This window comes from Streptomyces sp. NPDC056347 (assembly GCF_042262625.1).
GTDB lineage: Bacteria > Actinomycetota > Actinomycetes > Streptomycetales > Streptomycetaceae > Streptomyces.
The window spans coordinates 14,859-39,996 of sequence record NZ_JBHJQP010000062.1; the positions used below are offsets into that span (position 1 = coordinate 14,859).

Annotated in this window: 27 protein-coding genes and 1 tRNA gene; 17 read left to right on the plus strand and 11 right to left on the minus strand. The window is 71.1% G+C overall.

What is annotated here, in order from left to right; translation table 11 throughout:
- Window positions 1–15 precede the first annotated feature (15 nt).
- Window positions 16–1,536, minus strand: a complete 1,521-nt coding sequence (locus tag ACFCV8_RS16595; RefSeq protein ID WP_376686056.1) for a tetratricopeptide repeat protein — start codon at window positions 1,534–1,536, stop codon at window positions 16–18.
- Between the two features lie 97 nt (window positions 1,537–1,633).
- Between ACFCV8_RS16595 and ACFCV8_RS16600 the strand changes: the two genes are divergently transcribed.
- Window positions 1,634–3,001, plus strand: coding sequence for an FAD-binding oxidoreductase (locus ACFCV8_RS16600; protein ID WP_376686057.1), 1,368 nt, complete (start codon window positions 1,634–1,636; stop codon window positions 2,999–3,001).
- Window positions 3,002–3,024: 23 nt separating this feature from the next.
- Here the strand turns inward: ACFCV8_RS16600 and ACFCV8_RS16605 are convergent, their stop codons facing one another.
- On the minus strand, window positions 3,025–3,501 hold the full coding sequence (locus ACFCV8_RS16605) for an SsgA family sporulation/cell division regulator (RefSeq protein ID WP_376686058.1): 477 nt from the start codon (window positions 3,499–3,501) through the stop codon (window positions 3,025–3,027).
- A 212-nt stretch (window positions 3,502–3,713) separates the two neighbouring features.
- On the opposite strand from ACFCV8_RS16605, the gene ACFCV8_RS16610 reads away from it, so the two are divergent.
- Together ACFCV8_RS16610 and ACFCV8_RS16615 are read left to right on the plus strand one after the other, a co-directional pair.
- Window positions 3,714–5,258, plus strand: coding sequence for an RDD family protein (locus ACFCV8_RS16610; RefSeq protein ID WP_376686059.1), 1,545 nt, complete (start codon window positions 3,714–3,716; stop codon window positions 5,256–5,258).
- Between the two features lie 91 nt (window positions 5,259–5,349).
- Window positions 5,350–6,018: an RDD family protein gene (locus ACFCV8_RS16615; protein ID WP_376686060.1), complete on the plus strand. Its 669-nt coding sequence runs from the start codon at window positions 5,350–5,352 to the stop codon at window positions 6,016–6,018.
- Window positions 6,019–6,042: 24 nt separating this feature from the next.
- On the opposite strand, the gene ACFCV8_RS16620 is transcribed toward ACFCV8_RS16615, so the two are convergent.
- Window positions 6,043–6,408, minus strand: a complete 366-nt coding sequence (locus ACFCV8_RS16620) for a hypothetical protein (RefSeq protein WP_376686061.1) — start codon at window positions 6,406–6,408, stop codon at window positions 6,043–6,045.
- A 417-nt stretch (window positions 6,409–6,825) separates the two neighbouring features.
- Here ACFCV8_RS16620 and ACFCV8_RS16625 point away from each other — a divergent pair, with 417 nt between their 5' ends.
- Window positions 6,826–9,177, plus strand: a complete 2,352-nt coding sequence (locus ACFCV8_RS16625) for an immune inhibitor A domain-containing protein (protein WP_376686081.1) — start codon at window positions 6,826–6,828, stop codon at window positions 9,175–9,177.
- Window positions 9,178–9,301: 124 nt separating this feature from the next.
- The gene (locus ACFCV8_RS16630) at window positions 9,302–9,643 is read left to right on the plus strand and encodes a hypothetical protein (protein WP_376686062.1); all 342 of its coding nucleotides are present in this window, start codon (window positions 9,302–9,304) and stop codon (window positions 9,641–9,643) included.
- Window positions 9,644–9,716: 73 nt separating this feature from the next.
- Here ACFCV8_RS16630 and ACFCV8_RS16635 read toward each other — a convergent pair whose 3' ends face one another.
- Together ACFCV8_RS16635 and ACFCV8_RS16640 are read right to left on the minus strand one after the other, a co-directional pair.
- Window positions 9,717–10,301, minus strand: a complete 585-nt coding sequence (locus ACFCV8_RS16635) for an isochorismatase family protein (protein ID WP_376686063.1) — start codon at window positions 10,299–10,301, stop codon at window positions 9,717–9,719.
- 118 nt (window positions 10,302–10,419) lie between these two features.
- Window positions 10,420–11,748 (minus strand): nicotinate phosphoribosyltransferase, encoded by a 1,329-nt coding sequence (locus ACFCV8_RS16640; RefSeq protein WP_376686064.1) that lies wholly within the window; start codon window positions 11,746–11,748, stop codon window positions 10,420–10,422.
- Between the two features lie 78 nt (window positions 11,749–11,826).
- On the opposite strand from ACFCV8_RS16640, the gene clpS reads away from it, so the two are divergent.
- From clpS to ACFCV8_RS16675, 7 genes are all read left to right on the plus strand, one after another.
- Window positions 11,827–12,141 (plus strand): ATP-dependent Clp protease adapter ClpS, encoded by a 315-nt coding sequence (clpS, locus tag ACFCV8_RS16645; RefSeq protein ID WP_376686065.1) that lies wholly within the window; start codon window positions 11,827–11,829, stop codon window positions 12,139–12,141.
- Window positions 12,142–12,194: 53 nt separating this feature from the next.
- Window positions 12,195–12,779: a DUF2017 domain-containing protein gene (locus ACFCV8_RS16650; protein ID WP_376686066.1), complete on the plus strand. Its 585-nt coding sequence runs from the start codon at window positions 12,195–12,197 to the stop codon at window positions 12,777–12,779.
- Window positions 12,780–12,939: 160 nt separating this feature from the next.
- Entirely contained in the window at window positions 12,940–14,379 is a 1,440-nt protein-coding gene (locus ACFCV8_RS16655; RefSeq protein ID WP_376686067.1) for an amino acid permease, read from the plus strand.
- Between the two features lie 80 nt (window positions 14,380–14,459).
- Complete coding sequence (locus ACFCV8_RS16660; protein WP_376686068.1) at window positions 14,460–14,891, plus strand: Mov34/MPN/PAD-1 family protein; 432 nt, start codon at window positions 14,460–14,462, stop codon at window positions 14,889–14,891.
- A 134-nt stretch (window positions 14,892–15,025) separates the two neighbouring features.
- Entirely contained in the window at window positions 15,026–15,151 is a 126-nt protein-coding gene (locus tag ACFCV8_RS16665; protein WP_376686069.1) for a putative leader peptide, read from the plus strand.
- A 157-nt stretch (window positions 15,152–15,308) separates the two neighbouring features.
- A complete protein-coding gene (locus ACFCV8_RS16670; RefSeq protein ID WP_376686070.1) occupies window positions 15,309–15,620 on the plus strand; it encodes a MoaD/ThiS family protein in 312 nt (103 codons plus the stop codon).
- Window positions 15,620–16,570 carry a PLP-dependent cysteine synthase family protein gene (locus ACFCV8_RS16675; protein WP_376686071.1) on the plus strand — a complete coding sequence of 317 codons (951 nt, stop codon included), beginning with the start codon at window positions 15,620–15,622 and terminating at the stop codon, window positions 16,568–16,570. The genes ACFCV8_RS16670 and ACFCV8_RS16675 overlap by 1 nt, the downstream gene beginning before the upstream one ends.
- Before the next feature lie 79 nt (window positions 16,571–16,649).
- Here ACFCV8_RS16675 and ACFCV8_RS16680 read toward each other — a convergent pair whose 3' ends face one another.
- Window positions 16,650–17,132, minus strand: a complete 483-nt coding sequence (locus ACFCV8_RS16680) for a type II toxin-antitoxin system PemK/MazF family toxin (RefSeq protein ID WP_376686072.1) — start codon at window positions 17,130–17,132, stop codon at window positions 16,650–16,652.
- 178 nt (window positions 17,133–17,310) lie between these two features.
- On the opposite strand from ACFCV8_RS16680, the gene ACFCV8_RS16685 reads away from it, so the two are divergent.
- Window positions 17,311–18,063 (plus strand): MBL fold metallo-hydrolase, encoded by a 753-nt coding sequence (locus ACFCV8_RS16685; protein WP_376686073.1) that lies wholly within the window; start codon window positions 17,311–17,313, stop codon window positions 18,061–18,063.
- Window positions 18,064–18,203: 140 nt separating this feature from the next.
- On the opposite strand, the gene ACFCV8_RS16690 is transcribed toward ACFCV8_RS16685, so the two are convergent.
- Together ACFCV8_RS16690 and ACFCV8_RS16695 are read right to left on the minus strand one after the other, a co-directional pair.
- Complete coding sequence (locus tag ACFCV8_RS16690) at window positions 18,204–19,454, minus strand: PTS transporter subunit EIIC (protein ID WP_376686074.1); 1,251 nt, start codon at window positions 19,452–19,454, stop codon at window positions 18,204–18,206.
- Window positions 19,455–19,728: 274 nt separating this feature from the next.
- Complete coding sequence (locus ACFCV8_RS16695; protein ID WP_376686075.1) at window positions 19,729–21,039, minus strand: PTS transporter subunit EIIC; 1,311 nt, start codon at window positions 21,037–21,039, stop codon at window positions 19,729–19,731.
- A gap of 233 nt (window positions 21,040–21,272) precedes the next feature.
- Here ACFCV8_RS16695 and ACFCV8_RS16700 point away from each other — a divergent pair, with 233 nt between their 5' ends.
- The 4 genes from ACFCV8_RS16700 to rdgB all read left to right on the plus strand — a co-directional run bounded on the left by ACFCV8_RS16700 (window position 21,273) and on the right by rdgB (window position 23,515).
- Window positions 21,273–21,506, plus strand: a complete 234-nt coding sequence (locus ACFCV8_RS16700; RefSeq protein WP_014156020.1) for a glucose PTS transporter subunit EIIB — start codon at window positions 21,273–21,275, stop codon at window positions 21,504–21,506.
- Window positions 21,507–21,650: 144 nt separating this feature from the next.
- Window positions 21,651–22,388 (plus strand): ribonuclease PH, encoded by a 738-nt coding sequence (rph, locus tag ACFCV8_RS16705; protein WP_376686076.1) that lies wholly within the window; start codon window positions 21,651–21,653, stop codon window positions 22,386–22,388.
- 114 nt (window positions 22,389–22,502) lie between these two features.
- Window positions 22,503–22,892, plus strand: a complete 390-nt coding sequence (locus ACFCV8_RS16710) for a hypothetical protein (protein ID WP_376686077.1) — start codon at window positions 22,503–22,505, stop codon at window positions 22,890–22,892.
- Window positions 22,893–22,912: 20 nt separating this feature from the next.
- On the plus strand, window positions 22,913–23,515 hold the full coding sequence (gene rdgB, locus ACFCV8_RS16715) for an RdgB/HAM1 family non-canonical purine NTP pyrophosphatase (RefSeq protein WP_376686078.1): 603 nt from the start codon (window positions 22,913–22,915) through the stop codon (window positions 23,513–23,515).
- Window positions 23,516–23,559: 44 nt separating this feature from the next.
- Here the strand turns inward: rdgB and ACFCV8_RS16720 are convergent.
- The 3 genes from ACFCV8_RS16720 to ACFCV8_RS16730 form a co-directional block, all read right to left on the minus strand.
- Window positions 23,560–23,642: transfer RNA gene (locus ACFCV8_RS16720), tRNA-Leu, on the minus strand.
- A 49-nt stretch (window positions 23,643–23,691) separates the two neighbouring features.
- Window positions 23,692–24,360, minus strand: a complete 669-nt coding sequence (locus ACFCV8_RS16725; protein WP_376686079.1) for an HNH endonuclease — start codon at window positions 24,358–24,360, stop codon at window positions 23,692–23,694.
- Window positions 24,357–25,016 carry an HNH endonuclease signature motif containing protein gene (locus ACFCV8_RS16730; protein ID WP_376686082.1) on the minus strand — a complete coding sequence of 220 codons (660 nt, stop codon included), beginning with the start codon at window positions 25,014–25,016 and terminating at the stop codon, window positions 24,357–24,359. The genes ACFCV8_RS16725 and ACFCV8_RS16730 overlap by 4 nt, the downstream gene beginning before the upstream one ends.
- Window positions 25,017–25,138 lie beyond the last annotated feature (122 nt).

Consider the following 25,138-nt stretch of genomic DNA (forward strand, 5'->3'; position numbering starts at 1 on the left):
CCGGGTGGCGCGGGCCTACACATCCTGTGGGCCGCCCGCCGGGGGAGCGTCCGGGCCGTCCAGCGCGTCCAGCGCCTTCCGGGCGGCGGGCCCCTCCAGCGGAGAGAACCCCGGACCGGCGCGCAGCGCCTCCTCCAGGCTGCGGCGCGCCGCTCCGTCCTGCCCCAACTCCTGCTGGACCACGCCCAGGTGGTACGCGTACGAGGCGCTCCGCCCGCCCGCGTCCACCGCGCGGCCGGCGTACTCCAGCGCACCGGACGGATCGCCCGCGCGGTACCGGGCCCAGCCCAGCGCGTCCGCGACCGCCGCACTGCGGTGCCCGCGCGCCCACTCCGCCTCCAGCAGCCCGACCGCCGCGTCCGGATCGCCGTGGTCGGCCTCGAAACGCCCCCGCAGCAGCGCGTTGTCCACGCCCCGTTCCTCGTCCCGGTCGAGCGCCACGCGCAGCCGCGCGTACTCCTGGTCGGCCTCCCGGACCCGTCCCAGCGACTCGTACAGCTCGCCCAGCTCCAGCATGTACGCGGGACGCGGCTGCCGAGCCAGCACAGCCCGGTAGGCGCGCTTCGCCTCCTCGGCGCGGCCCAGCTCCACCAGCGCCCCGGCCCGGCCCGCGAGCGCCGGATCGTGGTCCCGGTCGGCCCGCAGCGCCGCGTCGTACCGGGCCAGCGCCTCCTGCGGCTCGCCCCGGTCCCGGGCCAGTTCACCCAGCAGGGACAGGCACTCCGCCTTCTGCGCCGGCGTGGCGGCCCGGTCCGCCGCGGCCCGGGCCCCGGCCAGCGCCCGCTCGGCCCGCCCCCGGTCCCGGTCCCTGCGCGCCGACTGGACCAGCGCGGGCGCCCCGGCACGCAGTGCCGCGAACCGCTCCACCGCCGCGTCCGCCGACCGCCGGTCCCCGAGGCCCTCGTACGCCTCGATCAGCGCCGGGTACACCGTCCACCGCTGCGGCTCCCGCGCCCGGGCCGCCTCGCCCCACTTCCGGGCCGCGACGAAATCGCCGCGGGCGTCGGCGAGGGCCGCGAGCCCCACCCAGGCCGCGGCGTCTCCCCGCTCCACGGGGCGGACCTCCAGCGAACGCCTCAGCGCCCGCTCGGCCCGCCCGTAGTACGAGGAGTCCGCCGAACGCCGCCCCCACTCCGCGTACGCCGTACCGAGCACCGCCCAGGACCCGGCGTCGTCCGGGTGCGCGTCCACCCACCGCTGCCGGTCCCCGATCAGCGCCGTCAGATCGGAGAGCGAGGCGGGCGCACCCGCGGCGGCCGCCGCCATCGCCCGCGAGACCGGGCCGGGCACGGGCAGAGTCCCGGCCGTGCCCCCGCCGTCCGGGACGGCCACCACCGCCCCCGTCAGCAGCACCGCCCCCGCCACCACGCCCAGCGCCGTCCGGCGCAGCGCCGTACGCAGCGTGAGTGGCGGGGGTTCGGCCGACGGCGGGCCGGTGAGCGCGGAGAGCGCGGTGGCGCCGGAGAACGCGGACGCGTCGAGCGGCGGACGGTCGGGATCGGAGGGCTGCGGAGGGTGCTGCGGCATGACGTCCATGCCGATCACTCTGCGTCAGTCATACGAGCGCACCAGGGTGTGCGAAGGCCGCGGCAGACGGGTTCACACCAATGGGCCCGGATGCCACGCTTGGATCATGAACGGACTCCTCGAAGCACTCCGTGCGGGGCTCCCTGCCGAAGCCCTGATCACCGATCCCGACGTCACCGCCTCCTACGCCCACGACATGGCGAGCTTCTGCGAGGCGGGCGCCCCGGCGGTCGTCGTGCTCCCGCGCACCGTCGAGCAGGTCCAGCACGTCATGCGTACCGCCACCGAGCTGCGCGTACCCGTCGTACCGCAGGGGGCCCGGACCGGCCTGTCCGGCGCGGCCAACGCCACCGACGGCTGCATCGTGCTGTCCCTGGTGAAGATGGACCGCATCCTGGAGATCAGCCCGGTCGACCGGATCGCGGTCGTCGAACCCGGTGTGATCAACGCGGTGCTCTCCCGGGCGGTCGACGAGCACGGCCTCTACTACCCGCCGGACCCCTCCAGCTGGGAGATGTGCACCATCGGCGGCAACATCGGCACCGCGTCCGGCGGCCTGTGCTGCGTGAAGTACGGGGTCACCGCCGAGTACGTGCTCGGCCTGGACGTCGTGCTCGCCGACGGACGCCTCCTCAGCACCGGCCGCCGCACGGCCAAGGGCGTCGCCGGGTACGACCTCACCCGGCTCTTCGTCGGCTCCGAGGGCAGCCTCGGCATCGTCGTGCGGGCCGTGCTCGCGCTGAAGCCCCGGCCGCCGCGCCAGCTGGTCCTGGCCGCGGAGTTCCCGAGCGCGGCCACCGCCTGTGACGCGGTGTGCCGAATCATGGAGCGCGGTCACACTCCGTCACTCCTCGAACTGATGGACCGCACCACGATCCAGGCCGTCAACCGAATGGCGGGCATGGGCCTCCCCGACACCACCGAGGCCCTGCTGCTCGCCGCCTTCGACACCCCGGACCCCTCGGCCGACCTGGCAGCCGTCGCCGAACTGTGCACCGCGGCGGGCGCCACCGAGGTGGTCCCCGCGGAGGACGCCGCCGAGTCCGACCTGCTGCTCCAGGCCCGGCGGATGTCGCTCACCGCGCTGGAGACCGTCAGCTCCGCCACGATGATCGACGACGTCTGCGTCCCCCGCTCGCGGCTCGCCGCCATGCTGGACGGCACCGCGGCCATCGCCGGGAAGTACGACCTCACCATCGGCGTGTGCGCCCACGCCGGCGACGGCAACACCCACCCCGTCGTCTGCTTCGACCACACCGACGCCGACGAGTCGCGCCGCGCCCGCGAGTCGTTCGACGAGATCATGGCGCTCGGCCTGGAACTCGGCGGCACGATCACCGGGGAGCACGGCGTCGGCGTCCTGAAGAAGGAATGGCTCGCGCGCGAACTCGGCGACGTGGGCGTCGAACTGCACCGCGGCATCAAGCAGGCCTTCGACCCGCTGGGCCTGCTCAACCCGGGGAAGGTGTTCTGACGGCGGGGCGCTCGCGCGGCCCCTCACGCCTCGCCGTCCTGCGCGTCGTCCGAGGACCACGGGTCGCACATCCACAGGTCGTCGGCGGGCAGCGGGGCGAGCAGTTCGGCAAGGGCCTCGTCCAGTCCGAGCAGCTCGGCCTCCGTGCCGGGCGGGACCACCCGCAGCGTCCGCTCCACCCAGGCGGCCACCTGGGCCGACGGCACCTCCAGCAGGGCGTCGCCGTCGGGCGCGGTCAGCCCGACGAAGATGACATTGCGCTTGTCGATCTTGGTCGGCCAGATCCGCACGTCCCCGTTGCCGCACGGCCGGAACACCCCCTCGATCAGCAGATCGCGGGCGAACGTCCAGTGGACCGGGCACTCGGAGCCGACATGAAAGGTGATGTGCACGGCGTACGGGTCCGCCGTGCGGTACATCAGACGGGCGGGTACGGGGATGCTGCGCTCGGGCGACAGGACCAGCTTGAGTTCCAGCTCGCGTTCGACGACGGTGTGCATGAGTGCGTCCTTCCAGTGCCTGTGGACCGGTCCCACGACCGGCCCGCACAAGGAGAGAGCGCCCTCCCCGCCATCCATTACGCGACTTCCGGAAAAAATTTCCGGGCGACCGGAAAGCGGTCCAAAGCCCTGGAGTGGCCCAGCGGTACGCGGGTGTCTGGTAGATGTGGACCCGTTGCAATCAGGCCTCGAAGAGATACGGGACCACGGTGATGAGCGCCCCAACCCCGGCACCCGGTGAAGAACGCCCCCGTGAGGGGTACTACCCCGATCCGTCCATCCCCGGATATGTCCGGTACTGGAACGGCGCTTCGTGGGTGCCCGGCACGAGCCGTCCCGCCCCCCAGCAGGGCGAATCGATGCCTGAGGCACCGTCCGGAACGGACCCGACGGAACCGGGGCCCGCCGCGCCGGAGCTCCTGGCCGAGGCCGGCCCGCGGGCGGCCGGCCAGGATCCGGCACCGGCCGAGGAGACCGGTCCGGTCTTCCTCGACGAGGGCCCCTCCGACGGCAGCCGTCCGGAACCGGCCACCGCCTGGCAGGCCGACGCCTCCCGGCAGACCGGTTTCGGCGGGGAGCACGACCGCCGGGTCTCCTGGGGCGGTACGGGGGACTCCGGAGCTCCTGGAACCCCTGGAACCGCCGACGGCTCCGGCACCCCCGGCGGCCCCGCGGCACCGGCCGACCCCCGGCAGCCCGCCGCCGCGCCGGCGCCCGCGCCCGAGGCCGAGTCCGCCGCGCCCGTCGTGCCCTCCCCGGCCACGGAACCGGAACCGGCCCGGGCACAGATCCCGGCCCAGGCCCCCGAGCACACGGCGGCGATCCGAACGGCCCGGCCCGCCCGCCGGGAGCCCGAACCCACCGCCGGGGAAGGGACGATGACGATCCGCGCGGTCACCCCGGGCAACGCGCCGCAGCCCCCCGCCACCCCCACCCCCGTACCGAACCAGGCCCAGCACCAGGCCCCCGCCCAGGGCCAGCCACCCGCCCAGCACCAGGCCCCCGCACACCAACCGCCGGTCCAGGGCCAGGTTCCGGCGCAGGGTCAGGCGCCCGCGCCCTGGGCGCAGCAGGCCGGTCCGCCCGCCCCGTACGCCGCCCCGCCCGCCCGGCAGCCCCGCCCGCAGCTCCCGGCCCAGCAGCAGCACCCCTTCCAGCCGCAGCCCCCGGCCCAGCCGCAGTTCGGTGCGCAGGGGCCCCTGCCGGACCAGCCCGTCGTGCCGTGGAAGCCGCCGGTCGACGACCCCTTCCAGCAGCTCGCGCAGGCCCAGGCGGCGGCCCGGCCCGCCGGACTCGGCAAGCGGTTCGCGGCCCGGCTGATCGACACCGTCGTCCTGATGGCGCTCGTCGGCGCGGCCGGATTCCCGCTCGTCACCCGGGCGCTGGACCACATCGACGGGAAGATCGAGGCGGCGAAGCTGTCCGGCGAGACGGTCACCGTCTGGCTGGTGGACTCCACCACGGCCGTCCTGTTCGGCGGCGTGATCGCCGCGTTCCTGGTGCTCGGCGTCCTGCTGGAGGCGCTGCCCGTGGCCAAGTGGGGCCGCACGCTCGGCAAGAAGCTCTGCGGCCTCGACGTGCGGGACATCGAGTCCCACGACCCCCCGTCCTTCGGCGCCGCGCTGCGCCGCTGGCTGGTCCACGGGGTGCTGGGCCTGCTCGTGATCGGGGTGGCCGACATGCTGTGGTGCCTCGTCGACCGGCCGTGGCGTCAGTGCTGGCACGACAAGGCGGCGCACACCTTCGTGGCGGGCTGATCCACGGCGGTCCGGCCGGGTTCCGGCGGGCCGGTCCCCCGAACGCACCTGAGCCGTTGCGGCCACTCCCGGACCGGGATGCACTGCCCCCATGAGCAACGATCAGCCGGCGTCCGGTCAGCCGCCCGAGGACGACCCGTTCCTCAAGAAGCCGCCGCACGAGCAGCCGCCGTCGTCGGGATCGCCGTACGGCAGCGGCCCGCCCCCGCCGCCCCCGCCGCCGTACGACCCCGGCCCCTACGGCGGCGGGCCGTACGGCGGGGCGGATCCGCTGGCCGGGATGCCGCCGCTGGCGGAGCCGGGCAAGCGGATCCTGGCCCGGCTGATCGACTTCCTGATCATCTCGATCCCGCTCTACCTGATCTCCCTGCCCTGGGGCGGCGCGGTCGAGGTGAAGAACGGCAACGGCGACGGCAACGACTTCGGTGACGTGTTCAGCCAGACCTACAGCGGCCATCAGATGATCTGGTCGCTGATCGGCCTGGTCGTCTACGTCGCGTACGACACGTACTTCACGCACAAGGACGGCCGGACCCTCGGCAAGCGGATGCTGAAGATGCGGGTCGCCATGCTCAACGACGGCCGGGTCCCGGACAGCGGTACGTCGTTCCTGCGGGCCGTGGTGCTGTGGCTGCCCGCGCTGCTGTGCTGCCCGTGCCTGTGGTGGCTGATCAACATCGTGCTCATGTTCACCGACAAGCCGTACCGGCAGGGCCTCCACGACAAGGCGGCGAAGACGGTGGTCGTCCAGACCAACTGAGCCACGGCCCGGGCCGCGACGGCGTCAGTGCCGGAGCGAGGAACGGCCCCCGGGTCCCTCCGAGGGAGCCGCGGGCCCCGGCGCGGTCTCGCGGGGTGCGGCGCCCGGGCCCCGTTCCGCGTCGCGCGCGAGGCCCTCGGCCTCGACGGCCGCGGAGACCGGGTCGGGCTGCACCCGCACCGCGGACCGGGCCTTCGCGCGTCGCGCGGGCGACGCGGGGGCGGGCCGGGGCACGGTCACGGCCACCAGCAGACCGAGCAGTAACCCGGCCGTACCGGCGACGGCGATCCCGGCCGTGGAATCCGTACGGGAGAGCAGCAGCATCGCGAGGGTCGTGAGGACCACGGTGAGCGAACCGTAGGCGAGCTGGGCGATGGCGGGACGCGGCATGGCGGAATCCGTCCTCGGGGCAACGAAGGTCGGCCGCCCGACACGGTCGCCCGGCCGCACGACGCTACGACGTGGATGCCCGGGAGCAGTCGGGGGTAAGCCCGGCCCGGCCCGCGGTTCCGATGCACAGGGGGCGCACGGAGTCATGTCCGGAACCGGGTTTGGCCCCTGACGCGCCGGTCACGCGTTCGGTTAACGTCCGGATAACGGAAGATCACTCCTGCATAGTGCACTTGGCCTGTGCAAGTCAAGATCTGTCTTTTCTCGCGTAACTCCGGTCGAATGTCGTCACTTGTGACGCGTATTCGCGCGCGCGGCCCACACATCACCCCTGGCCGCAGCGGCGAGTGCCGGGGAGGACTGCATCAAGTGACCACAAACAAACTGGCGCTGCGCGCTGCCGCGATTGTCGTGGCCATGGCCGCGACGACCGCCACGGCGTCGGCTTTCGCCACCGCGCAGGCGGACGACCAGGCACCGGGTGCCAAGAGCACCACGATCGACCGCCGCGACCCGGGGTCGGCCAAGGGCAGTGAGCACGACCTCAAGGGGCCGTTCACCGAGGAGCGGGACGCAAAGCGTCAGGCCGCCCTGGAGCAGGTCATATCGGGCGACAAGAAGGTCGCGAAGCGGGACGGCTCCAAGGTCGTCAAGCTCGACGACAAGAAGTACGTCGAGCTCGGCCGCGAGAAGACCGACAAGATCTTCACGATCCTGGTCGAGTTCGGCGACAAGGTCGACAACACGACCATGTACGACCCGGACGGCGACGGCCCGAAGCCGGCCGTCCCGAAGTACGGCGGCACGCCCGGTCCGCTGCACAACGCGATCGCCAAGCCGGACCCGAAGAAGGACAACAGCACCGCCTGGAAGGCCGATTACAACCAGGCCCACTTCCAGGAGCTGTACTTCGGCGAGGGCGCCGGCAAGGACTCCCTGAAGACGTACTACGAGAAGACGTCCTCCGGGCGCTACTCGGTCGACGGCGAGGTCACCGACTGGGTCAAGGTCCCGTACAACGAGGCCCGCTACGGCTCCAACTACTGCGGCTCGACCAACTGCGCCAACGTCTGGGACATGATCCGGGACGGCGTGAACGCCTGGGTCGCCGACCAGAAGGCCAAGGGCCGTACGACGGACCAGATCAAGGCCGATCTCGCCCAGTACGACCAGTGGGACCGGGACGACTACGACAACGACGGCGACTTCAACGAGCCCGACGGCTACATCGACCACTTCCAGATCGTCCACGCCGGCGAGGACGAGTCCGCGGGTGGCGGCGCCGAGGGCACCAACGCCGTCTGGGCGCACCGCTGGTACGCCTACGGCACCGACGCCGGCGCGACCGGCCCGGCCAACAACAAGGCCGGCGGCACCCAGATCGGCGACACCGGCATCTGGGTCGGCGACTACACCGCGCAGCCCGAGAACGGCGGCCTGGGCGTCTTCGCCCACGAGTACGCCCACGACCTGGGCCTGCCGGACCTGTACGACACCACCAACACCGCCGAGAACTCGGTCGGTTTCTGGTCCCTGATGTCGGCGGGTTCCTGGCTCGGCACCGGCCGGAACGAGATCGGTGACCTGCCCGGCGACATGACCGCCTGGGACAAGCTCCAGCTGGGCTGGCTCGACTACGCCGAGGCCAAGGCCGCGACGAAGTCGACCCACAAGCTGGGTGTCTCGGAGTACAACACCAAGAACAAGCAGGCGCTCGTCGTCACGCTGCCCGAGAAGGCAGTCACCACCGCCGTCACCAAGCCGGCGGAGGGCTCCAAGCAGTGGTGGAGCGACATGGGCGACAACCTGAACAACACCCTGACCCGCTCGGTCGACCTGACCGGCAAGTCCAAGGCCTCCCTGGACCTCGCCGGCTGGTGGGACATCGAGAAGGACTACGACTTCCTCTACACCGAGGTGTCGGACAACGGCGGTGCCAGCTGGACCGCGATCGACGGCACGGCCGACGGCAAGGCGATCCCCCGCGACGCCAGTGACAAGCCGGCCCTGACCGACGTCTCCGGCAAGTACCAGAAGCTCTCGTACTCGCTGGACGCCTACGCGGGCAAGAAGATCGACGTCCGCTTCCGCTACGCCACCGACGGCGGCGCGGGCGGCATCGGCTTCGCGGCCGACACCATCGCGCTCACCGCCGACGGTGCCGTGGTCTTCTCGGACAACGCCGAGGGCGACGACAGCGGCTGGACCGCCAAGGGCTTCTCCCGCGTCGGCCAGTCCTTCACCAAGGACTACCCGCAGTACTACATCGCGGAGAACCGCCAGTACGTCAGCTACGACAAGACCCTCGAGGTCGGCCCGTACAACTTCGGCTTCTCCAAGACCCGCCCCGACTGGGTCGAGCACTACCCGTACCAGACCGGTCTGATGGTCTGGCTGTGGGACAAGTCGCAGAAGGACAACAACGTCTCGGTCCACCCGGGCCAGGGCCTGATCCTTCCGGTCGACGCTCACGCCAAGCCCCTGAAGTGGGCCGACGGCACGGTCATCCGTAACAAGATCCAGCCGTTCGACGCCCCCTTCAGCCGCTTCCGCACCGACGCGTTCACGCTGCACAACGCGGACGTCCCGGTCCGGATCAAGTCGCAGCCCGGCGTTTCGGCCTTCGACGACCACAAGGGCACGTACTGGTACGACGAGAACCCGACCGGAAGCGTTCAGGTCCCTGACACGAACACCCGGATCTCGATCGTCAACCAGCCCGCCAGTGGCAAGACGATCACCGTCCAGGTCGGTCCGTCCAAGAAGTAACCTCGCGTAATCGCAGGTCAAAGCATGATCGGCCGTCGCCCTCTAGCGGGCGGCGGCCGATCGTGTTTAGGTGCGTCTTGTTCAGGTACTTATTGACGCGGTGTCTCACGGGGGAGCACGGATCATGGCTGGCGGCGGATTCTGCACATTGCCGAACGGCAGCGTGGTGGTGGCGATCACGCTGCCCAGCCCCAAGGGCGGCGCGGCCCCGGGCACCCCGGTCCGGGTCCTGGTGCACGCGGCCAACCGGCCCCGCGCCCTGACCCGGCTGCGCAACGCGGGCCTGAGCGCGGTCTACCTCCGGGGCAATGCCGAGCCGCCCACCCCCGACGAGATCACCGCCGTGCTCCACCACCCCGACGGGCTGCTGTGGCGGGCGCGCCCGGAGCGGGCCCAGGAGCTCTGGCACCCGATCCGCGCCCTGCTCCGCCCGGCCCGGCCCGTCCCGGCCCACGGCACGGCCTGAGCCGCACGACGGGGCCGTACGCCCGAGCCGCACGACGGGACGGTGCGGCGGGGGCGGGGGCGGGGGCGGGGGCTTACACCACCGGCTTGCCGGAGAGCTTCACGCCCGCCCTGCGGAGTTCCTCCAGGGCCCGCTCCGTGGTCTCCTCGGCGACGCCCGCGGTCAGGTCGAGCAGGACGTGCGTGGTGAAGCCCGCCCGGACCGCGTCCAGCGCCGTGGCCCGTACGCAGTGGTCGGTGGCGATGCCCACGACGTCGACCTCGGTGACGCGGCGCTCGCGCAGCCAGTCGGCCGGGCCCGCGCCGTTCTCGTCGATGCCCTCGAAGCCGCTGTAGGCCGCCGCGTAGGCGCCCTTGTCGAACACCGCGTCGATCGCCCCCGAGGCGACCGCCGGGGCGAAGTTCGGGTGGAAGCCCACGCCCTCCGTACCGGCCACGCAGTGCGCGGGCCAGGAGTGCTCGAAGTCCGGCCGGTCGGAGAAGTGGTCGCCCGGGTCGATGTGGTGGTCCCGGGTCGCGACGACGTGGCGGTACCCGGCCTGGGCGTCACCGATCAGATCGGTGATCGCGGCGGCGACGTCGGCGCCGCCCGCCACGGCGAGGCTGCCGCCCTCGCAGAAGTCGTTCTGAACGTCGACGACGATCAAGGCGCGGTGCATGACGGGTGTCCTTAGCGAGTGGGGGGAGGGGGACGGACGTGCGGGGCTCGGTTCCGAGCCTAGGCACTCGGGCCCCGGCCCGGGAGGGGGCGGGGCCCGAGTCGTGCTCCTTCGGCGCTCAGACGTACTCCGTGGGGATCACCGGCTCGCCCCGTGACAGCTGCACCGCGGACATCGGCAGCCCGGCCCGGGCCGTGATGTGCCGCTTGCGCGCCGCGTCCAGCGGCTCCCGGGCGACCGCCTCGCCGCCCCGGACCAGCTCGACCAGCAGCTGCCGGTCGGCCAGCTCCGGGGGCACGGGGCCGGTGCCGACGACCTCCGCCTCGGCCACCCCGTTCTCGTCCAGCCGCCGCGCGGCCCACTTGCGGCCGCCCACCGACGACTTCGAGCCGAGCGACTTCTTGGCCACCGGACGCAGCGGCGCCGCGGGGTCGGCGCTGTCGGCGCGGGCGACGAGCTTGTAGACCATCGAGCAGGTGGGCTGTCCGCTGCCGGTCACCAGCTGCGTGCCCACCCCGTACGCGTCGACCGGCGCCGCGGCCAGCGAGGCGATGGCGTACTCGTCCAGGTCGGAGGTGACCACGATCTTCGTGTCGGTGGCGCCCAGCTCGTCCAGCTGCTGGCGCACCCGGTGCGCGACCAGCAGCAGGTCGCCGGAGTCGATCCGTACCGCGCCCAGCTCCGTCCCGGCGATCTCGACCGCCGTGCGGACCGCCTCGGCGACGTCGTAGGTGTCGACCAGCAGCGTCGTGCCGCGGCCCAGTGAGTCGACCTGGGCGCGGAAGGCGTCGCGCTCGGTGTCGTGGAGCAGGGTGAAGGCGTGGGCGCTGGTCCCGACGGTGGGGATGTTGTAGCGGAAGCCCGCGGCCAGGTCGGAGGTGGTGTCGAAGCCGCCGACGTACGCGGCACGGGCGGACGCCACCGCGGACAGTTCGTGGGTGCGGCGCGCACCCATCTCGATCAGCCCGCGCCCGCCGGCGGCTGCGGACATCCGCGAGGCCGCGGCGGCGATCGCCGAGTCGTGGTTGAGGATCGAGAGGATCACCGTCTCCAGCAGCACGCACTCGGCGAAGGAGCCCTCGACCCGCAGGATCGGCGAGCCGGGGAAGTACACCTCGCCCTCGGGGTAGCCCCAGATGTCACCGTTGAAGCGGTGGTCGGCCAGCCAGTCCAGCGTGGGCCCGTCGACGATCGACCGCTCGCGCAGGAACGTGAGCATCTCGTCGTCGAAGTGGAAGTTCTCCACCGCGTCCAGCACCCGCCCGATGCCCGCGACGACGCCGTAGCGCCGTCCCTCGGGCAGCCGGCGGGTGAAGGCCTCGAAGACCGAGCGCCTCTCGGCCGTGCCGGCCTTCAGCGCCGCCTGCACCATCGTGAGCTCGTACTGGTCGGTGAAGAGCGCGGTCGAGGGCACGCCGACCCGTCGACCAAGGTCCGCAGAGTTCATGTTCCGGATGCTACCCCTATTTCGTCAGAGTGACGAGATGTCGGGTCGTTTGTGCGATGAGCCCTCCCGGGTGGCAGCATGGGGTGGGTGAGCGTCGCCCCCGCAGAGATCGAGCGTCCCGAATCGGCCGAGGAAAGCCTCGTCGTCCCCGAGCCCGACGTCCCCTGGGTGACGCTGGTCCACAACGACCCGGTCAATCTCATGAGCTATGTGACCTATGTCTTCCAGGCCTACTTCGGTTATCCGAAGGAGAAGGCGCGCAAGCTGATGATGGACGTCCATCAGAAGGGGCGCGCGGTGGTCTCCAGCGGCAGCCGCGAGGAGATGGAGCGCGACGTCCAGGCCATGCACGGCTACGGGCTGTGGGCCACACTCACCCAGGACCGCAACTGACCCGTCCGGTCCCGCCCCGCCCGCCCCGAACGACCCATCATCGGAGAAGACCCATGGCCGGCCATTTCGAGGCCACCCCCGGCGGCGGCGCGTCCGTCGTGCTCGACGAGGTGGAGATCGCGATCCTGCGCTCCCTCGCCGTCCAGCTGCTGGAGCTGATCGGACCCGGCGACGAACCCGCCGAAGGCGCCGACCCGCTCGCCGCCCTCTTCGCGGAAGGCCCCAGCGAGCCGCCCGCCGATGCCGCCCTGGCCCGCCTCTTCCCCGACGCGTACGGCGCCGGCGACAGCGAACTGCGGGCCGCGTCCGCGGAGTTCCGCCGCTTCACCGAGAACGACCTGCGGGCCCGCAAGCGCACCGACGCCCTCGCCGTCGTCCGCACCCTGGACGCCCTCAAGGCCGACGAGGACGGCGAGGCCGTGCTCGAGCTCGACGCCGACGGATCCCGCAGCTGGCTGGGCACCCTCAACGACCTCCGGCTCACCATCGGCACCCGGCTGGAGGTCACCGAGGAGGACGGCAGCGACCCCGGCTCGCTCTACCGGCTCCCCGACAGTGACCCGCGCAAGCCCATGGTCATGGCCTTCCTCTGGCTCGGCGCGCTCCAGGAGACGCTGGTGGAAACGCTGATGCCGTAGGCAGGGGCGTGAGGCAGAGATGTGTTCGCCATGGAAACGGAATGACGAACGCCTCACCTGAATGGTCATGATTACTGCGACGGAGTGCGTTCATCGGCTTTTGCTTGTGCTGACCGCCACATAATTTCCGGGTGGGCGGGCACGGCGAAAGGCGCGGCGCATGACATCGGCACAGCTCGACGAGGGCCGGGAAGGCCGACGGGCCCCGGACCGCGCGGACACCGGTGCGACGGGCGAGGGATACCGGCGCGCGCTCGGCGCCCGGCAGATCCAGATGATCGCCATCGGCGGAGCCATCGGCACCGGCCTCTTCCTCGGCGCGGGAAGGGCGATCGCCAAGGCCGGGCCGAGCCTCGTCCTGGCGTACGCCGTCGCCGGGCTGGTCATCTTCTTCATCATGCGCGCCCTGGGCGAACTCCTCATGTACCGGCCGGTGTCGGGCTCCTTCTCCGAATACGCCCGTGAATTCGTCGGCCCCTTCGCCGGATTCGCCACCGGATGGACCTACTGGCTCTTCTGGGTCGTCACCGGAATCACCGAAGTCACCGCCGCCGCCCAGTACATGACGTACTGGTTCGCCGCCCCGCAATGGCTCTCCGCGCTGGTCTTCACCGTCGTCCTGTACGGCGCGAACCTCATCTCCGTGAAACTCTTCGCGGAAATGGAATTCTGGTTCTCCATGGTGAAGGTCACCGCCATCGTCGGCATGATCCTCATCTGCGCGGGCATTCTCACCCTCGGTTTCTCCGACGCCGGGGACACCGCGTCCGTCAGCCGTCTCTGGGCCGACGGAGGGTTCTTCCCGCACGGCGTCGGGGGCACCCTGGCCACCCTGCAGATCGTGATGTTCGCCTTCCTCGCCGTCGAGCTCGTCGGTGTCACCGCGGGCGAGTCCAAGGACCCCGCGACCGTCCTGCCCAGGGCCATCAACACCGTGCCATGGCGCATCGCCGTCTTCTACGTCGGCGCCCTGGTCATGATCCTCTGCGTGGTCCCGTGGACCGCCTTCAGCCCCGACGTCTCCCCGTTCGTCGCCGCCTTCCGCACCATGGGCTTCGGCCTCGGCGCCGGAATCGTCAACTTCGTCGTGCTCACCGCCGCGCTCTCGTCCTGCAACTCCGGGATGTACTCCACCGGCCGCATGCTGCGCGACCTCGCCCGCAACGGGCAGGGCCCGCGGCACTTCACCCGGCTCACCCGCGGCGGCACCCCGCTCGTCGGCACCACCTTCTCCGCCGCCCTGATGCTCGTCGGCGTCTGGATCAACTACCGCTGGCCCGGCGACGCCTTCACCTACGTCGTCTCCTTCGCCACCGTCTCCGGCATGTGGGCCTGGATCATGATCCTGGTCTGCCAGCTCCGCTACCGGCGCCTCGCCGACCGCGCCCTGCTCCCGTCCTCGCCCTTCCGGGCCCCCGGCGCCCCGTACACCAGCGTCTTCGCGCTGGCCTTCCTCGGCGTGGTCGTCGTGATGATGGGCCTCGACGCGGAGACCAGGATCTCGCTGTACTGCGCCCCGCTCTGGGCCGCGCTCCTCGGCGTCTCGTACCGGCTCCTCAAGGCCCGCGACCCCGCGAACCGGGCCTTCGCCAAGGACTGAGCCACGCACCCCCGTCCACGATGCGGGCCGCCACGTACCACACTCCGGTACGAGGTGGCCCCTCCGCCTATCCTGGCGCCATGCTGACCATCACCCAGGCGCTCCACGACCAGATCGTCGCGCACGCCCGCGCGGACCACCCCGACGAGGCGTGCGGCGTGGTCGCCGGACCGGCCGGGACCGGCCGCGCCGAGCGGTTCATCCCGATGCTCAACGCCGCCCGCTCGCCCACCTTCTACGAGTTCGACTCCGCCGACCTCCTCAAGCTCTACCGCGAGATGGACGACCGCGACGAGGAGCCGGTGATCATCTACCACTCGCACACCGCGACCGAGGCCTACCCCTCCCGCACCGACGTCACCTACGCCAACGAGCCCGGCGCCCACTACGTGCTCGTCTCCACGGCGGACACCGACGACGCGGGCCCCTTCCAGTTCCGCTCGTACCGCATCGTGGACGGGGAGATCACCGAGGAGGAGGTCCGGGTCGTCGAGGCGTACGAACCGGCCTGACCCGGCCGCGACCACCCCGCACGGGCGGACGGGGGAAGGGACGGACACCGCCCCCGTCCGCCTGCCGAACGCCAAGCGTCCAGTAGCTGAGATCACACTCGGGATCGCGGACCGGGAATCGATACGATGAGCGCATGGTTCCCCATGACGTGAGCGACAAGACGCCGGGCACACTGCTCGTCGCGCGGCTGCACGTCGACCTGTGCAGGCTCTCCAGCGCGATCTGTCCATGCTGCCCGCCCGCCGGACGCAGGGCCTGACCGGGGTCCTGAGCAGGGCCACGGCCCGAGCGGCACACAGCCACGCACCACATCCCCCGCGCGGGGCCGAGCCGCGCGCCCCGCACCACTCCCGCACCCCGTGCCTTCCCGCACTCCCTGCATCCGCCGCATTCTCCGCATCCGACAGGAGCCCGTCATGGCCATCGAGGTCCGCATCCCGACCATCCTCCGCACCTACACCGACGGCGCCAAGGCCGTCGAGGGCAACGGCAAGACCCTCGCCGACCTCTTCACGGACCTGGAGAGCCGCCACACCGGCATCCGCGAACGCATCGTCGACGGCGGCGAACTGCGCCGCTTCGTGAACGTCTACCTCAACGACGAGGACGTCCGCTTCCTCGACGGCATCGCCACCGAGCTGACCGACGGCGACAACGTCACGATCCTCCCGGCCGTCGCCGGAGGATCCGCCGCGGCGTCGGCCGACCGACGGGCGGGCATGCGCTGATGCGGTACGACAGCCCGCTCGCCGCGGTCGGCAACACCCCGCTCGTCCGCCTGCCGCGGCTGTCGCCCTCGGACGACGTCCGCATCTGGGCCAAGCTGGAGGACCGCAACCCCACCGGCTCGGTCAAGGACCGCCCGGCGCTCCACATGGTCGAGCAGGCGGAGAAGGACGGCCGGCTCACCCCCGGCTGCACCATCCTGGAGCCCACCAGCGGCAACACCGGCATCTCGCTCGCCATGGCGGCCAGGCTCAAGGGCTACCGCATCGTGTGCGTCATGCCGGAGAACACCTCCCAGGAACGGCGCGACCTGCTCACCATGTGGGGCGCCGAGATCATCTCCTCCCCGGCGGCGGGCGGCTCCAACACGGCCGTACGCGTCGCCAAGGAACTGGCCGCCGAGCACCCGGACTGGGTGATGCTCTACCAGTACGGGAACCCCGACAACGCGGGCGCCCACTACGCCACCACCGGCCCGGAGATCCTCGCCGACCTCCCCTCCGTCACCCACTTCGTGGCGGGCCTCGGCACCACCGGCACCCTCATGGGCGTCGGCCGCTACCTGCGCGAGCACAAGCCGGACGTCAGGATCGTCGCCGCCGAGCCGCGCTACGACGACCTGGTCTACGGGCTCCGCAACCTCGACGAGGGCTTCGTCCCCGAGCTGTACGACGCCTCCGTCCTCACCACCCGCTTCTCCGTCGGCTCGGCGGACGCGGTCACCCGCACCCGCGAGCTCCTCCAGCAGGAGGGCATCTTCGCGGGCATCTCCACCGGCGCCGCACTGCACGCCGCGATCGGCGTCGGCCGGAAGGCCGTGAAGGCGGGGGAGAGCGCCGACATCGTCTTCGTCGTCGCCGACGGGGGCTGGAAGTACCTGTCGACGGGCGTCTACACCGCCCCGACCACCGAAGCGGCCATCGAAACACTGCAGGGCCAGCTCTGGGCGTAGGCCCCGTACGCGGGACGGCATCCGGCGGGCCGGTCCAGGCCCGCCGGAACCACCTCGGCCCGGGCCCGCCGGAACCACCTCAGCCCAGCCCCCGCACCCGCTTCCACACCGCCGCGTCCACCACGCCGACCCGCCGCCGGAACGCCCGCACGGCGACGTCCCGGAGCTCGTCCGTCTCCAGGAAGCTGGCCCGGCCCCGCACGTCGCCCACCGCACCCGCGGGCAACGGGATCACCCCGGGCCGCTCCGCGTGAAGCTTGCTGGTGATCTTCGCCACGCGCGCCGAACCGCCCCGCACCGACAGCACCAGGCACGGCCGGTCCTTCGCCCCGGGCCCGTCCTCGTACGGCACCTCGGCCCACCAGATCTCACCCGGCCGGGGCCCGTGCTCCGGGCCGGATCCACGCCCCGGACCGCGCCCCGCACCGCGCCCCGGGCGCGCCGGGGGACGGGTCCGGCCACGCGGTCCGCGCCCGCCCCGGCCCCGGCCGTCGGCGACCGCCGCGACGAGCGCGAGCAGCACGACGAGAACCAGCGCGATCCACCACCAGGACATGTCCATGCCCCCGACCGTACCGGTGTCCTCGGCGCTTCCATCGAACCGGTGACAGCGCAGGTGAGTTCCCCCACAACGGGCGGCCGTGGAGGAGCGACCGGCTGATTCGCGCCTTAGGCTCGACAAACCGCTCAACCGACCGCACGAACCCTCCCCGTTCCCACGTCACGGAGGTTCACGCTCCATGAAGCTCACCGTCGTCGGCTGCTCCGGCTCGTTCCCGTCCCCGGGATCGGCGTGTTCGAGCTACCTCGTAGAGGCCGACGGCTTCAGGCTGCTCCTCGACATGGGCAACGGCGCCCTCGGCGAGCTGCAGCGCCACGCAGGTCTCTACGACCTCGACGCCATCTTCCTCAGTCATCTCCATGTCGATCACTGCATCGACATGTGCGCGTACTTCGTCGTCCGTTACTACCGGCACGACGGCGGCCGCCCCGCCGCCGTCCCCGTCTACGGCCCGGACGGCACCGAGCAGCGGCTGACCGCGGCCCACGGCGACACCCCGTCCGAGCACGCGATGGGCGAGGTCTTCGACTTCCACACGCTGAAGCCGGGTTCGTTCGACATCGGCCCCTTCTCGGTCCGTACGGAGAAGGTCCGCCACCCCGTCGACTCCTTCGCGATCCGGATCGAGCACGGCGGCCGCTCGCTGGCGTACTCCGGCGACACAGGGGTCTGCGAGGCCCTGGACGAACTGGCGGAGGGCGTCGACCTGTTCCTGTGCGAGGCGTCGTTCGTCCACGGCAAGGAGGACATCCCCGACCTCCATCTCAACGGCCGCGAGGCGGGGGAGATCGCCGCCCGCGCCGGGGTGGGGCGGCTCGTCCTGACGCACATTCCGCCGTGGACCGACGCGGAACGCAATCTGGCCGACGCCCGCACGGTCTTCCACGGCCCGGCCGAGGTGGCGGTGGCGGGCGCGGTGTACGAGGTCTGAGGTACGGCGTCCGGGGCCCGAAATCCGAGGCCCGGGGGCGCGGACTTCCCGTGCGGGGAACGCGGAACGGGGCGCCCGCTCCCCGTGGGAGAGCGGGCGCCCCGTCGCGTACGCACGGGTGACGGCAGGACCGGTGGGGTCTATGCCTTCGTCAGGTCCTCGATCTCTTCCTCGGGCTCGCGGCCCGGCGTGGTGAGGTTGAACCTGGTGATCGCGAAGCGGAAGACCACGTAGTAGACCACCGCGAGGACGAGACCGATCGGGATGATCATCCACGGCTTGCTCGCCAGGTTCCAGTTCAGGAAGTAGTCGATCGCACCGGCGGAGAACGTGAAGCCGTGGTGCACGCCCAGCGCCCAGGTCACGGCCATGGAGAGCGCGGTGAGGACGGCGTGGATCGCGTACAGCACCGGCGCGATGAACATGAACGCGAACTCGATCGGCTCGGTGATGCCGGTCACGAACGAGGTCAGGGCCAGCGACATCATCATGCCCATCACGGCCTTGCGGCGCTCCGGACGGGCGGCGTGCGCGATGGCCAGCGCGGCGGCCGGGAGGGCGAACATCATGATCGGGAAGAAGCCGGACATGAACTGACCGGCGGTCGGGTCACCGTGGAAGAACCGGTTCAGGTCGCCGTGCCACAGGGCGCCGGCCGGGTCCTTGAACGTGCCGATCTCCTGCCAGGCGACCGTGTTCACGAACTGGTGCATGCCGATGGGCAGCAGCGCGCGGTTGACGAGACCGAAGATCCCGGCACCGACGGCACCCAGCCCGGTCATCCACTCGCCGAAGTCGGTGATGACGTTGCCGATCGGCTCCCAGACCAGACCGAAGAGCACACCCATCGCGGTGCCGATGAAGGCCATGAGGATCGGCACGAGGCGACGGCCGTTGAAGAAGCCGAGCCAGTCCACCAGCTTGGTGCGGTGGTACCGCTGCCAGACGACGGCGGAGATGAGCCCCATGATGATGCCGCCGAAGACCTTCGGGTCGTTGTAGGTCGCGGCGATGTCCTTGCCCGCCTGGATCTTCTCCTCGGTCACCGGGAACGCCTTGAGGACGTTCTGGTAGACGAGGAAGCCCACGAGAGCGGCGAGCGCGGTCGAACCGTCGGACTTCTTCGCGAACCCGATGGCGACACCGATGCAGAAGAGCAGCGGCAGGTTGGCGAAGACGGCGTCACCGGCGGTCATGAAGACCGCGGCGACCTTGTTCCAGCCCAGACCGTCCTTGCCGAACACGTCGTTCTGGCCGAGGCGGAGCAGAATGCCCGCGGCCGGCAGGACGGCGATCGGCAACTGGAGGCTGCGCCCCACTTTCTGCAGACCCTGAAACAGGCCGGAGCCCCGCTTCTTCGCGGGAGCCGCCGCAGCGGTGGCCGTACTCATCAACTTCCTCCATGGGGGCAAGGCGCCGCCCGGGACGTTGATCAGGGGGGAAGGCGGCGACTCGAAGAACGCGGCAGAGCGCCACGTGGTCTGTACCACTCAGTGGTGTAGACCAGTTGTAGCACGGTGAGGGTTGGATAAGGAACCTGCGAAAACCGACTACTTCGCATGAGCTATCGCCGACCCTCGGTGACATGCCGAAGACCCCCGGACCGCCTGGGTCCGAGGGCCTTCCAGCAAGGGGGTACGAAGTCTCCGTCACCCCCCTGACGTGCTACTTCGTGAGGTTTCTCTCGATCTCCTCCTCCAGCTCGTCGGGCTCCCGGCCCGGCGTCTGGAGGTTGAACCGAGTGATCGCGATCCGGAAGATCACGTAGTACACGACGGCGAATCCCAGGCCGATCACGATGATCAGCCAGGGTCTGGTCGCCAGGCTCCAGTTGATGACGTAGTCGATCAGCCCCGCCGAGAAGCTGAACCCGTCCTTCACTCCCAGCGCCCAGGTCACCGCCATCGAGACGCCCGTGAGCACCGCGTGGATCCCGTACAGCAGCGGCGCGACGAAGAGGAACGAGTACTCGATCGGCTCGGTGATCCCCGTCACGAACGACGTCAGCCCGACGGACAGCATCATGCCGCCGACCGCCTTGCGCCGGTGCGGCTTGGCGCAGTGGTAGATCGCCAGCGCCGCCGCGGGCAGCGCGAACATCATGATCGGGAAGAACCCGGAGGTGAACTGCCCGGCCGTCGGGTCACCCGCCAGGAACCGGTTGATGTCACCGTGCACGACCGTCCCGTCTGGCTTGGTGAAATCACCGAACTGGAACCACACAAAGGTGTTCAGGAACTGATGCAGCCCGATCACCAGCAGTGCCCGGTTGGCCAGACCGAAGATGCCCGACCCCACCCAGTCCAGATCCACCAGCCACTTCGAGAAGCTGGTCAGCCCGTCGCCGACCGGCTGCCACAGCCACGCGCACAGCCCCGCGAAGAGCAGACCGACGAACGCCATGATGATCGGTACGAGCCGGCGGCCGTTGAAGAAGCCCAGCCAGTCCACCAGCTTCACCCGGTGGAACCGCTGCCAGAACCAGGCCGACAGCAGCCCCATCACGATGCCGCCGAACACCCCCGGATTCTGGTACGCCGCCGCCGTGACCTTCGCGTCCGTCGTCACGCACGTACCGAACCAGACGCCGCCCGGCGTGAACGTCGAAGCCGGTCCGCAGTCCACCGGGAAGGCGTGCAGCACCGCGTAGTAGACGAGGAAGCCGGCCACCGCCGCGAGCGCGGTCGAACCGTCGGACTTCTTCGCCATGCCGATCGCCACACCGACGCAGAACAGCAGCGGAAGGCCGAGCCCCGAATCCAGCAGCGCACCGCCCGCCGCCGCGAACACCTTGGCGACGCTGGTCCAGCCCAGGCCCTCGGCGCCGAAGACGTCCGGCTGGCCCAACCGGTTCAGGATGCCCGCCGCCGGAAGGACGGCGATCGGCAGCTGAAGGCTCCGCCCCATCTTCTGGAGCCCCTGGAAGAACCCGTTCCACCATGTCCTGCGCGGCACTGCGGCGCTGCTCGCGCTCATCGGCATCCTCCCGGAACAAGGTGTGGCAGATGGTCGTTGCGAATGGTGTAGACCAGTTGAGGTACGGTGCGTAACCCGCCTGGAAGACCGGGCACCGGTGATCGTCATCATTCGTGACGGTCCAGTCACCCGCTCGCGAAGTTGGGCCAAACGTGCGTTACGGTGACGAAACGGACCCGGAGTGGGCCGTCGCACGCCTGTGAAGAACCATGTGAACAACCAGGGAGAAGGCCATGGCCAGCAAGGCTGAGAAGATCGTCGCCGGGCTCGGCGGTATCGAGAACATCGACGAGATCGAAGGCTGCATCACCCGCCTCCGCACCGAGGTCCACGACCCCAGCAAGGTCGACGAAGCCGCGCTCAAGGCCGCCGGCGCCCACGGCGTCGTCAAGATGGGCACCGCGATCCAGGTCGTCATCGGCACCGACGCCGACCCCATCGCCGCCGACATCGAAGACATGATGTGACCAGCACCAAAACCCCCCGCTGAGCCGCCCGCCCGGCCCCGCACAGGCCCCGCCCGACCCGGACGGGGCCTGCGCCGTACCACCCCGGCGGAGCCCGCCCCGCACCCGAACGGACGCCACCCCGCACCCGATAGGGTCGACGCCATGTCTCGTATCGACGGCCGCACCCCCGAACAGCTCCGCCCCGTCACCATCGAACGCGGATGGAGCAAGCACGCCGAGGGCTCCGTACTCATCTCCTTCGGCGACACCAAGGTCTTCTGCACCGCCTCCGTCACCGAAGGCGTCCCCCGCTGGCGCAAGGGCAGCGGCGAAGGCTGGGTCACCGCCGAATACTCCATGCTGCCCCGCGCCACCAACACCCGCGGCGACCGCGAAGCCGTACGGGGCAAGATCGGCGGCCGCACCCACGAGATCAGCCGCCTCATCGGCCGCTCACTGCGCGCCGTCATCGACTACAAGGCCCTCGGCGAGAACACCATCGTCCTGGACTGCGACGTCCTCCAGGCCGACGGCGGCACCCGCACCGCCGCCATCACCGGCGCCTACGTCGCCCTCGCCGACGCCATCACCTGGGCCCAGCAGAAGAAGATCGTCAAGCACGGCCGCAAGCCGCTGACCGGCACCGTCTCCGCCGTCAGCGTCGGCATCGTCGACGGCACCCCCCTCCTCGACCTCTGCTACGAGGAGGACGTCCGCGCCGAGACCGACATGAACGTCGTCTGCACCGGCGACGGCCGCTTCGTCGAGGTCCAGGGCACCGCCGAGGCCACCCCCTTCGACCGCACCGAACTCGGCGCCCTCCTCGACCTCGCCACCGCCGGCTGCGCCGACCTCACCGTCTTCCAGAACGACGCCCTCGCCCGCACCCTCGGCGCATAGCGACCGCCGCGCGAAGCAACCGCGCACACACCGCACCGCGTCGTTACGAACACGGGCGCACGGATCGAACCGTGCGCCCGTCCGCGTATCCGTACCCCGGGGAGGAACCGCACCATGGCCAAGGCCGCCCGCCACCGCACCGCCGTCGCGCTGACCCTGACCACGCTCGCCCTCACCGCCGTGACCGGCTGCGGCGCCGTCGACAAGGCACTGGACTGCGTCCGCACCGCCGACGCCATCGCCACCAGCGTCGACAACCTCCAGCAGGCCGTCTCCAACGCGAGCAGCGACCCCACCCAGGCGTCCGAGGCCCTCGACGAGATCGACAAGGAAATCGGCGAACTCGGCCGCAAGACCGGCGACGCCGACCTCGGCAAAGCCATCGCCGACCTCCAGAAGGGCGTCGCGGGCGCCCGCGACGCCATCGACAAGGGCGACGCCACCCCCGACATCGGCCCGGTCGCCGACGCCGCCGCCGAGATCGGCAAGGTCTGCACCTCCTGACCACCCCCGATACTGGGGGCATGACCCGCCTCATCCTCGCCACCCGCAACGCCGGGAAGATCACCGAACTCCACGCGATCCTCGCCGACGCAGGCCTCACCCATGAGCTCGTCGGCGCGGACGCGTACCCGCACATCCCGGACGTCAAGGAGACCGGCGTCACCTTCGCGGAGAACGCCCTGCTCAAGGCCCACGCCCTCGCCAAGGCCACCGGCCACCCCGCGATCGCCGACGACTCCGGCCTCTGCGTGCACGTACTCGGCGGCGCCCCCGGCATCTTCTCCGCCCGCTGGGCCGGCCGCCACGGCGACGACCAGGCCAACCTGGACCTGCTCCTGGCCCAGCTCTCCGACATCGACGCCCCCCACCGCGGCGCCCACTTCGCCTGCGCCGCCGCCCTCGCCCTGCCCGACGGCACGGAACGCGTCGTCGAGGGCCACCTGACCGGCACCCTGCGCCACGTCCCCGCGGGCACGCACGGCTTCGGCTACGACCCGATCCTCCAGCCCGAGGGCGAGACCCGCACCTGCGCCGAACTGGCCCCGGCGGAGAAGAACGCCATCAGCCACCGCGGCAAGGCCTTCCGGGCGCTGGTGCCGGTGGTGCGGGAGCTGGTGGGATGAGACACGCAGATGGGCCGCCCGGTCGAGGGCGGCCCATCAGCATGTGCGGCCGGTGGGATTCGAACCCACACGGGATTTCTCCCACGGCGTTCTAAGCGCCGCTCGTCTGCCATTCCGACACGGCCGCCCGCCGCATCATCGTATCGGGCAAGGCGCCGAACGGGAGAGCGGGTTTGTCAACGCGCTTCGCGGCGGCGGCCCCCGCGACACCAGGTGTCGGTGGTGGCATGGCAGTTCGGGCACAGCAGCCGAAGGTTCTCGGCCCGGTCGTCGCTCCAATCGCCGTTGACGTGGTCGACTTCGAGCGTCATCGGCCTGCCCTGCCACATGGCGCCGGTTCCGCATCCGGCGCATTCCCGCGGGATGCCGATCTCCAGCAGGGCACGACGCAGCAGGGCGGTTTTCGTGCGGCGTTCGCCGTTGTGCTTGAGCAGTACGTGCTCGGCGGTCTTCAGCGGGGTGGGACCGGCTCGTCCCCGCTGATGGCCCTGGCCCAGGAAGTGGGTGAGGGTGAGGCCGTCCTCGGCCACCCAGCTCCGCAGCCGGTTCCGCTCTCCTGAGGTGTCAATACGGCCCAGCAGCCGGAGAACGCCCGCCACGGAGACGGACATGGCGACGGCATCGGCGAGCTCTGCCCTGGAGGGGCGCGGTGCTGTACTGCGGCGGCGGCGACCGCCGCGGAAGTGCGAGACGTCGATGCCGAAGTGCTCGAAACGCCCGAGGAGGTACCGGCGGAGCCGGCCGTAGGGGCGTGTGCCCAGGAACGCGACGACCTCGTCGATGCTGTCGCACTTCCCGGCCGCTTCGGCCAGCCGTTCGCGTGTGTACCGGGTGGCGGTGCTCACCGTGTCGCTCCCGCGGGCGCGTCGCGGCGCGCCTTGCCGCGACCGCGGTAAGTGTCCGTTACCGAATGGCAGTTGGGGCAGAGGAGGCGCAGGTTCCCGGGGCGGTTGTTCCGCCAGTCGCCGTCGATGTGATCCACTTCGAGCGGGAGCGACCGGCCGCGCCAGAGGGGTCCGGTACCGCACATCGTGCAGTGCTGCTCGACGCCGATGGCGACCAGGGCCCGTTTGAGCCGGTCTCCCGGTACCCGGCGGGCGTCGGAGGAGCCCTGGGCCACCAGGAGTTCCTCGGGACTGCGGCGCTGTTTCCTTCCCTTCCTGGGAGGCGGCGCGAAATGGGAGGTGTCGATCCCGAGGGCCTTCACCCGGCGGCTGATGTGCGTGTGATGGCCGCCCACCACTTCGAGGCCGAGGGCTCGTAGCACCTGGCACATGCTTGTCGCGGAGGCGATCGCGGGCTCCAGGATCTCTCTCGTCCAGCGCGCGCCCTCGCGTTCGAAGTGTCCGGTGGCGACCTCCATTTTCCTCATGCGGGCGGCGACGTACCGCCTCGTCGGACCTTTCGGATCGACCCCGAGCTTCGTCAGTGCCTCCGACAGCGTTCGCGATGACGAGGCGGCCGATTCCAGCCGCTCCCTCGTGTACGGACTTGCCCCCACGCTTCCCCTCCGCATCCGGCCGTGTGTTCGTGGCCTCGTACGGGTCAACGCTCCGGATATCGGTGAGTCACGTCCGATGTCCGACAAGATGTGGAATGCCCCGCGCCGCTTCGGGCGGGGCC

Bases quoted from the DNA above. Each gene is read 5' to 3' on its own strand.
- clpS (WP_376686065.1), top strand. From the start codon at position 11,827: ATGGGGTGGGTGAGCGTCGCCCCCGCAGAGATCGAGCGTCCCGAATCG.
- ACFCV8_RS16680 (WP_376686072.1), bottom strand. From the start codon at position 17,132: ATGGACATGTCCTGGTGGTGGATCGCGCTGGTTCTCGTCGTGCTGCTC.
- ACFCV8_RS16600 (WP_376686057.1), top strand. From the start codon at position 1,634: ATGAACGGACTCCTCGAAGCACTCCGTGCGGGGCTCCCTGCCGAAGCC.
- ACFCV8_RS16695 (WP_376686075.1), bottom strand. From the start codon at position 21,039: ATGAGCGCGAGCAGCGCCGCAGTGCCGCGCAGGACATGGTGGAACGGG.
- ACFCV8_RS16635 (WP_376686063.1), bottom strand. From the start codon at position 10,301: ATGCACCGCGCCTTGATCGTCGTCGACGTTCAGAACGACTTCTGCGAG.
- ACFCV8_RS16685 (WP_376686073.1), top strand. From the start codon at position 17,311: ATGAAGCTCACCGTCGTCGGCTGCTCCGGCTCGTTCCCGTCCCCGGGA.
- ACFCV8_RS16595 (WP_376686056.1), bottom strand. From the start codon at position 1,536: ATGGACGTCATGCCGCAGCACCCTCCGCAGCCCTCCGATCCCGACCGT.
- ACFCV8_RS16710 (WP_376686077.1), top strand. From the start codon at position 22,503: ATGGCCAAGGCCGCCCGCCACCGCACCGCCGTCGCGCTGACCCTGACC.
- ACFCV8_RS16620 (WP_376686061.1), bottom strand. From the start codon at position 6,408: ATGCCGCGTCCCGCCATCGCCCAGCTCGCCTACGGTTCGCTCACCGTG.
- ACFCV8_RS16700 (WP_014156020.1), top strand. From the start codon at position 21,273: ATGGCCAGCAAGGCTGAGAAGATCGTCGCCGGGCTCGGCGGTATCGAG.
- ACFCV8_RS16690 (WP_376686074.1), bottom strand. From the start codon at position 19,454: ATGAGTACGGCCACCGCTGCGGCGGCTCCCGCGAAGAAGCGGGGCTCC.
- ACFCV8_RS16650 (WP_376686066.1), top strand. From the start codon at position 12,195: ATGGCCGGCCATTTCGAGGCCACCCCCGGCGGCGGCGCGTCCGTCGTG.
- ACFCV8_RS16655 (WP_376686067.1), top strand. From the start codon at position 12,940: ATGACATCGGCACAGCTCGACGAGGGCCGGGAAGGCCGACGGGCCCCG.
- ACFCV8_RS16675 (WP_376686071.1), top strand. From the start codon at position 15,620: ATGCGGTACGACAGCCCGCTCGCCGCGGTCGGCAACACCCCGCTCGTC.
- ACFCV8_RS16630 (WP_376686062.1), top strand. From the start codon at position 9,302: ATGGCTGGCGGCGGATTCTGCACATTGCCGAACGGCAGCGTGGTGGTG.
- rdgB (WP_376686078.1), top strand. From the start codon at position 22,913: ATGACCCGCCTCATCCTCGCCACCCGCAACGCCGGGAAGATCACCGAA.
- ACFCV8_RS16610 (WP_376686059.1), top strand. From the start codon at position 3,714: ATGAGCGCCCCAACCCCGGCACCCGGTGAAGAACGCCCCCGTGAGGGG.
- ACFCV8_RS16660 (WP_376686068.1), top strand. From the start codon at position 14,460: ATGCTGACCATCACCCAGGCGCTCCACGACCAGATCGTCGCGCACGCC.
- ACFCV8_RS16605 (WP_376686058.1), bottom strand. From the start codon at position 3,501: ATGCACACCGTCGTCGAACGCGAGCTGGAACTCAAGCTGGTCCTGTCG.
- ACFCV8_RS16670 (WP_376686070.1), top strand. From the start codon at position 15,309: ATGGCCATCGAGGTCCGCATCCCGACCATCCTCCGCACCTACACCGAC.
- ACFCV8_RS16615 (WP_376686060.1), top strand. From the start codon at position 5,350: ATGAGCAACGATCAGCCGGCGTCCGGTCAGCCGCCCGAGGACGACCCG.
- ACFCV8_RS16640 (WP_376686064.1), bottom strand. From the start codon at position 11,748: ATGAACTCTGCGGACCTTGGTCGACGGGTCGGCGTGCCCTCGACCGCG.
- ACFCV8_RS16665 (WP_376686069.1), top strand. From the start codon at position 15,026: ATGGTTCCCCATGACGTGAGCGACAAGACGCCGGGCACACTGCTCGTC.
- rph (WP_376686076.1), top strand. From the start codon at position 21,651: ATGTCTCGTATCGACGGCCGCACCCCCGAACAGCTCCGCCCCGTCACC.
- ACFCV8_RS16625 (WP_376686081.1), top strand. From the start codon at position 6,826: ATGGCCGCGACGACCGCCACGGCGTCGGCTTTCGCCACCGCGCAGGCG.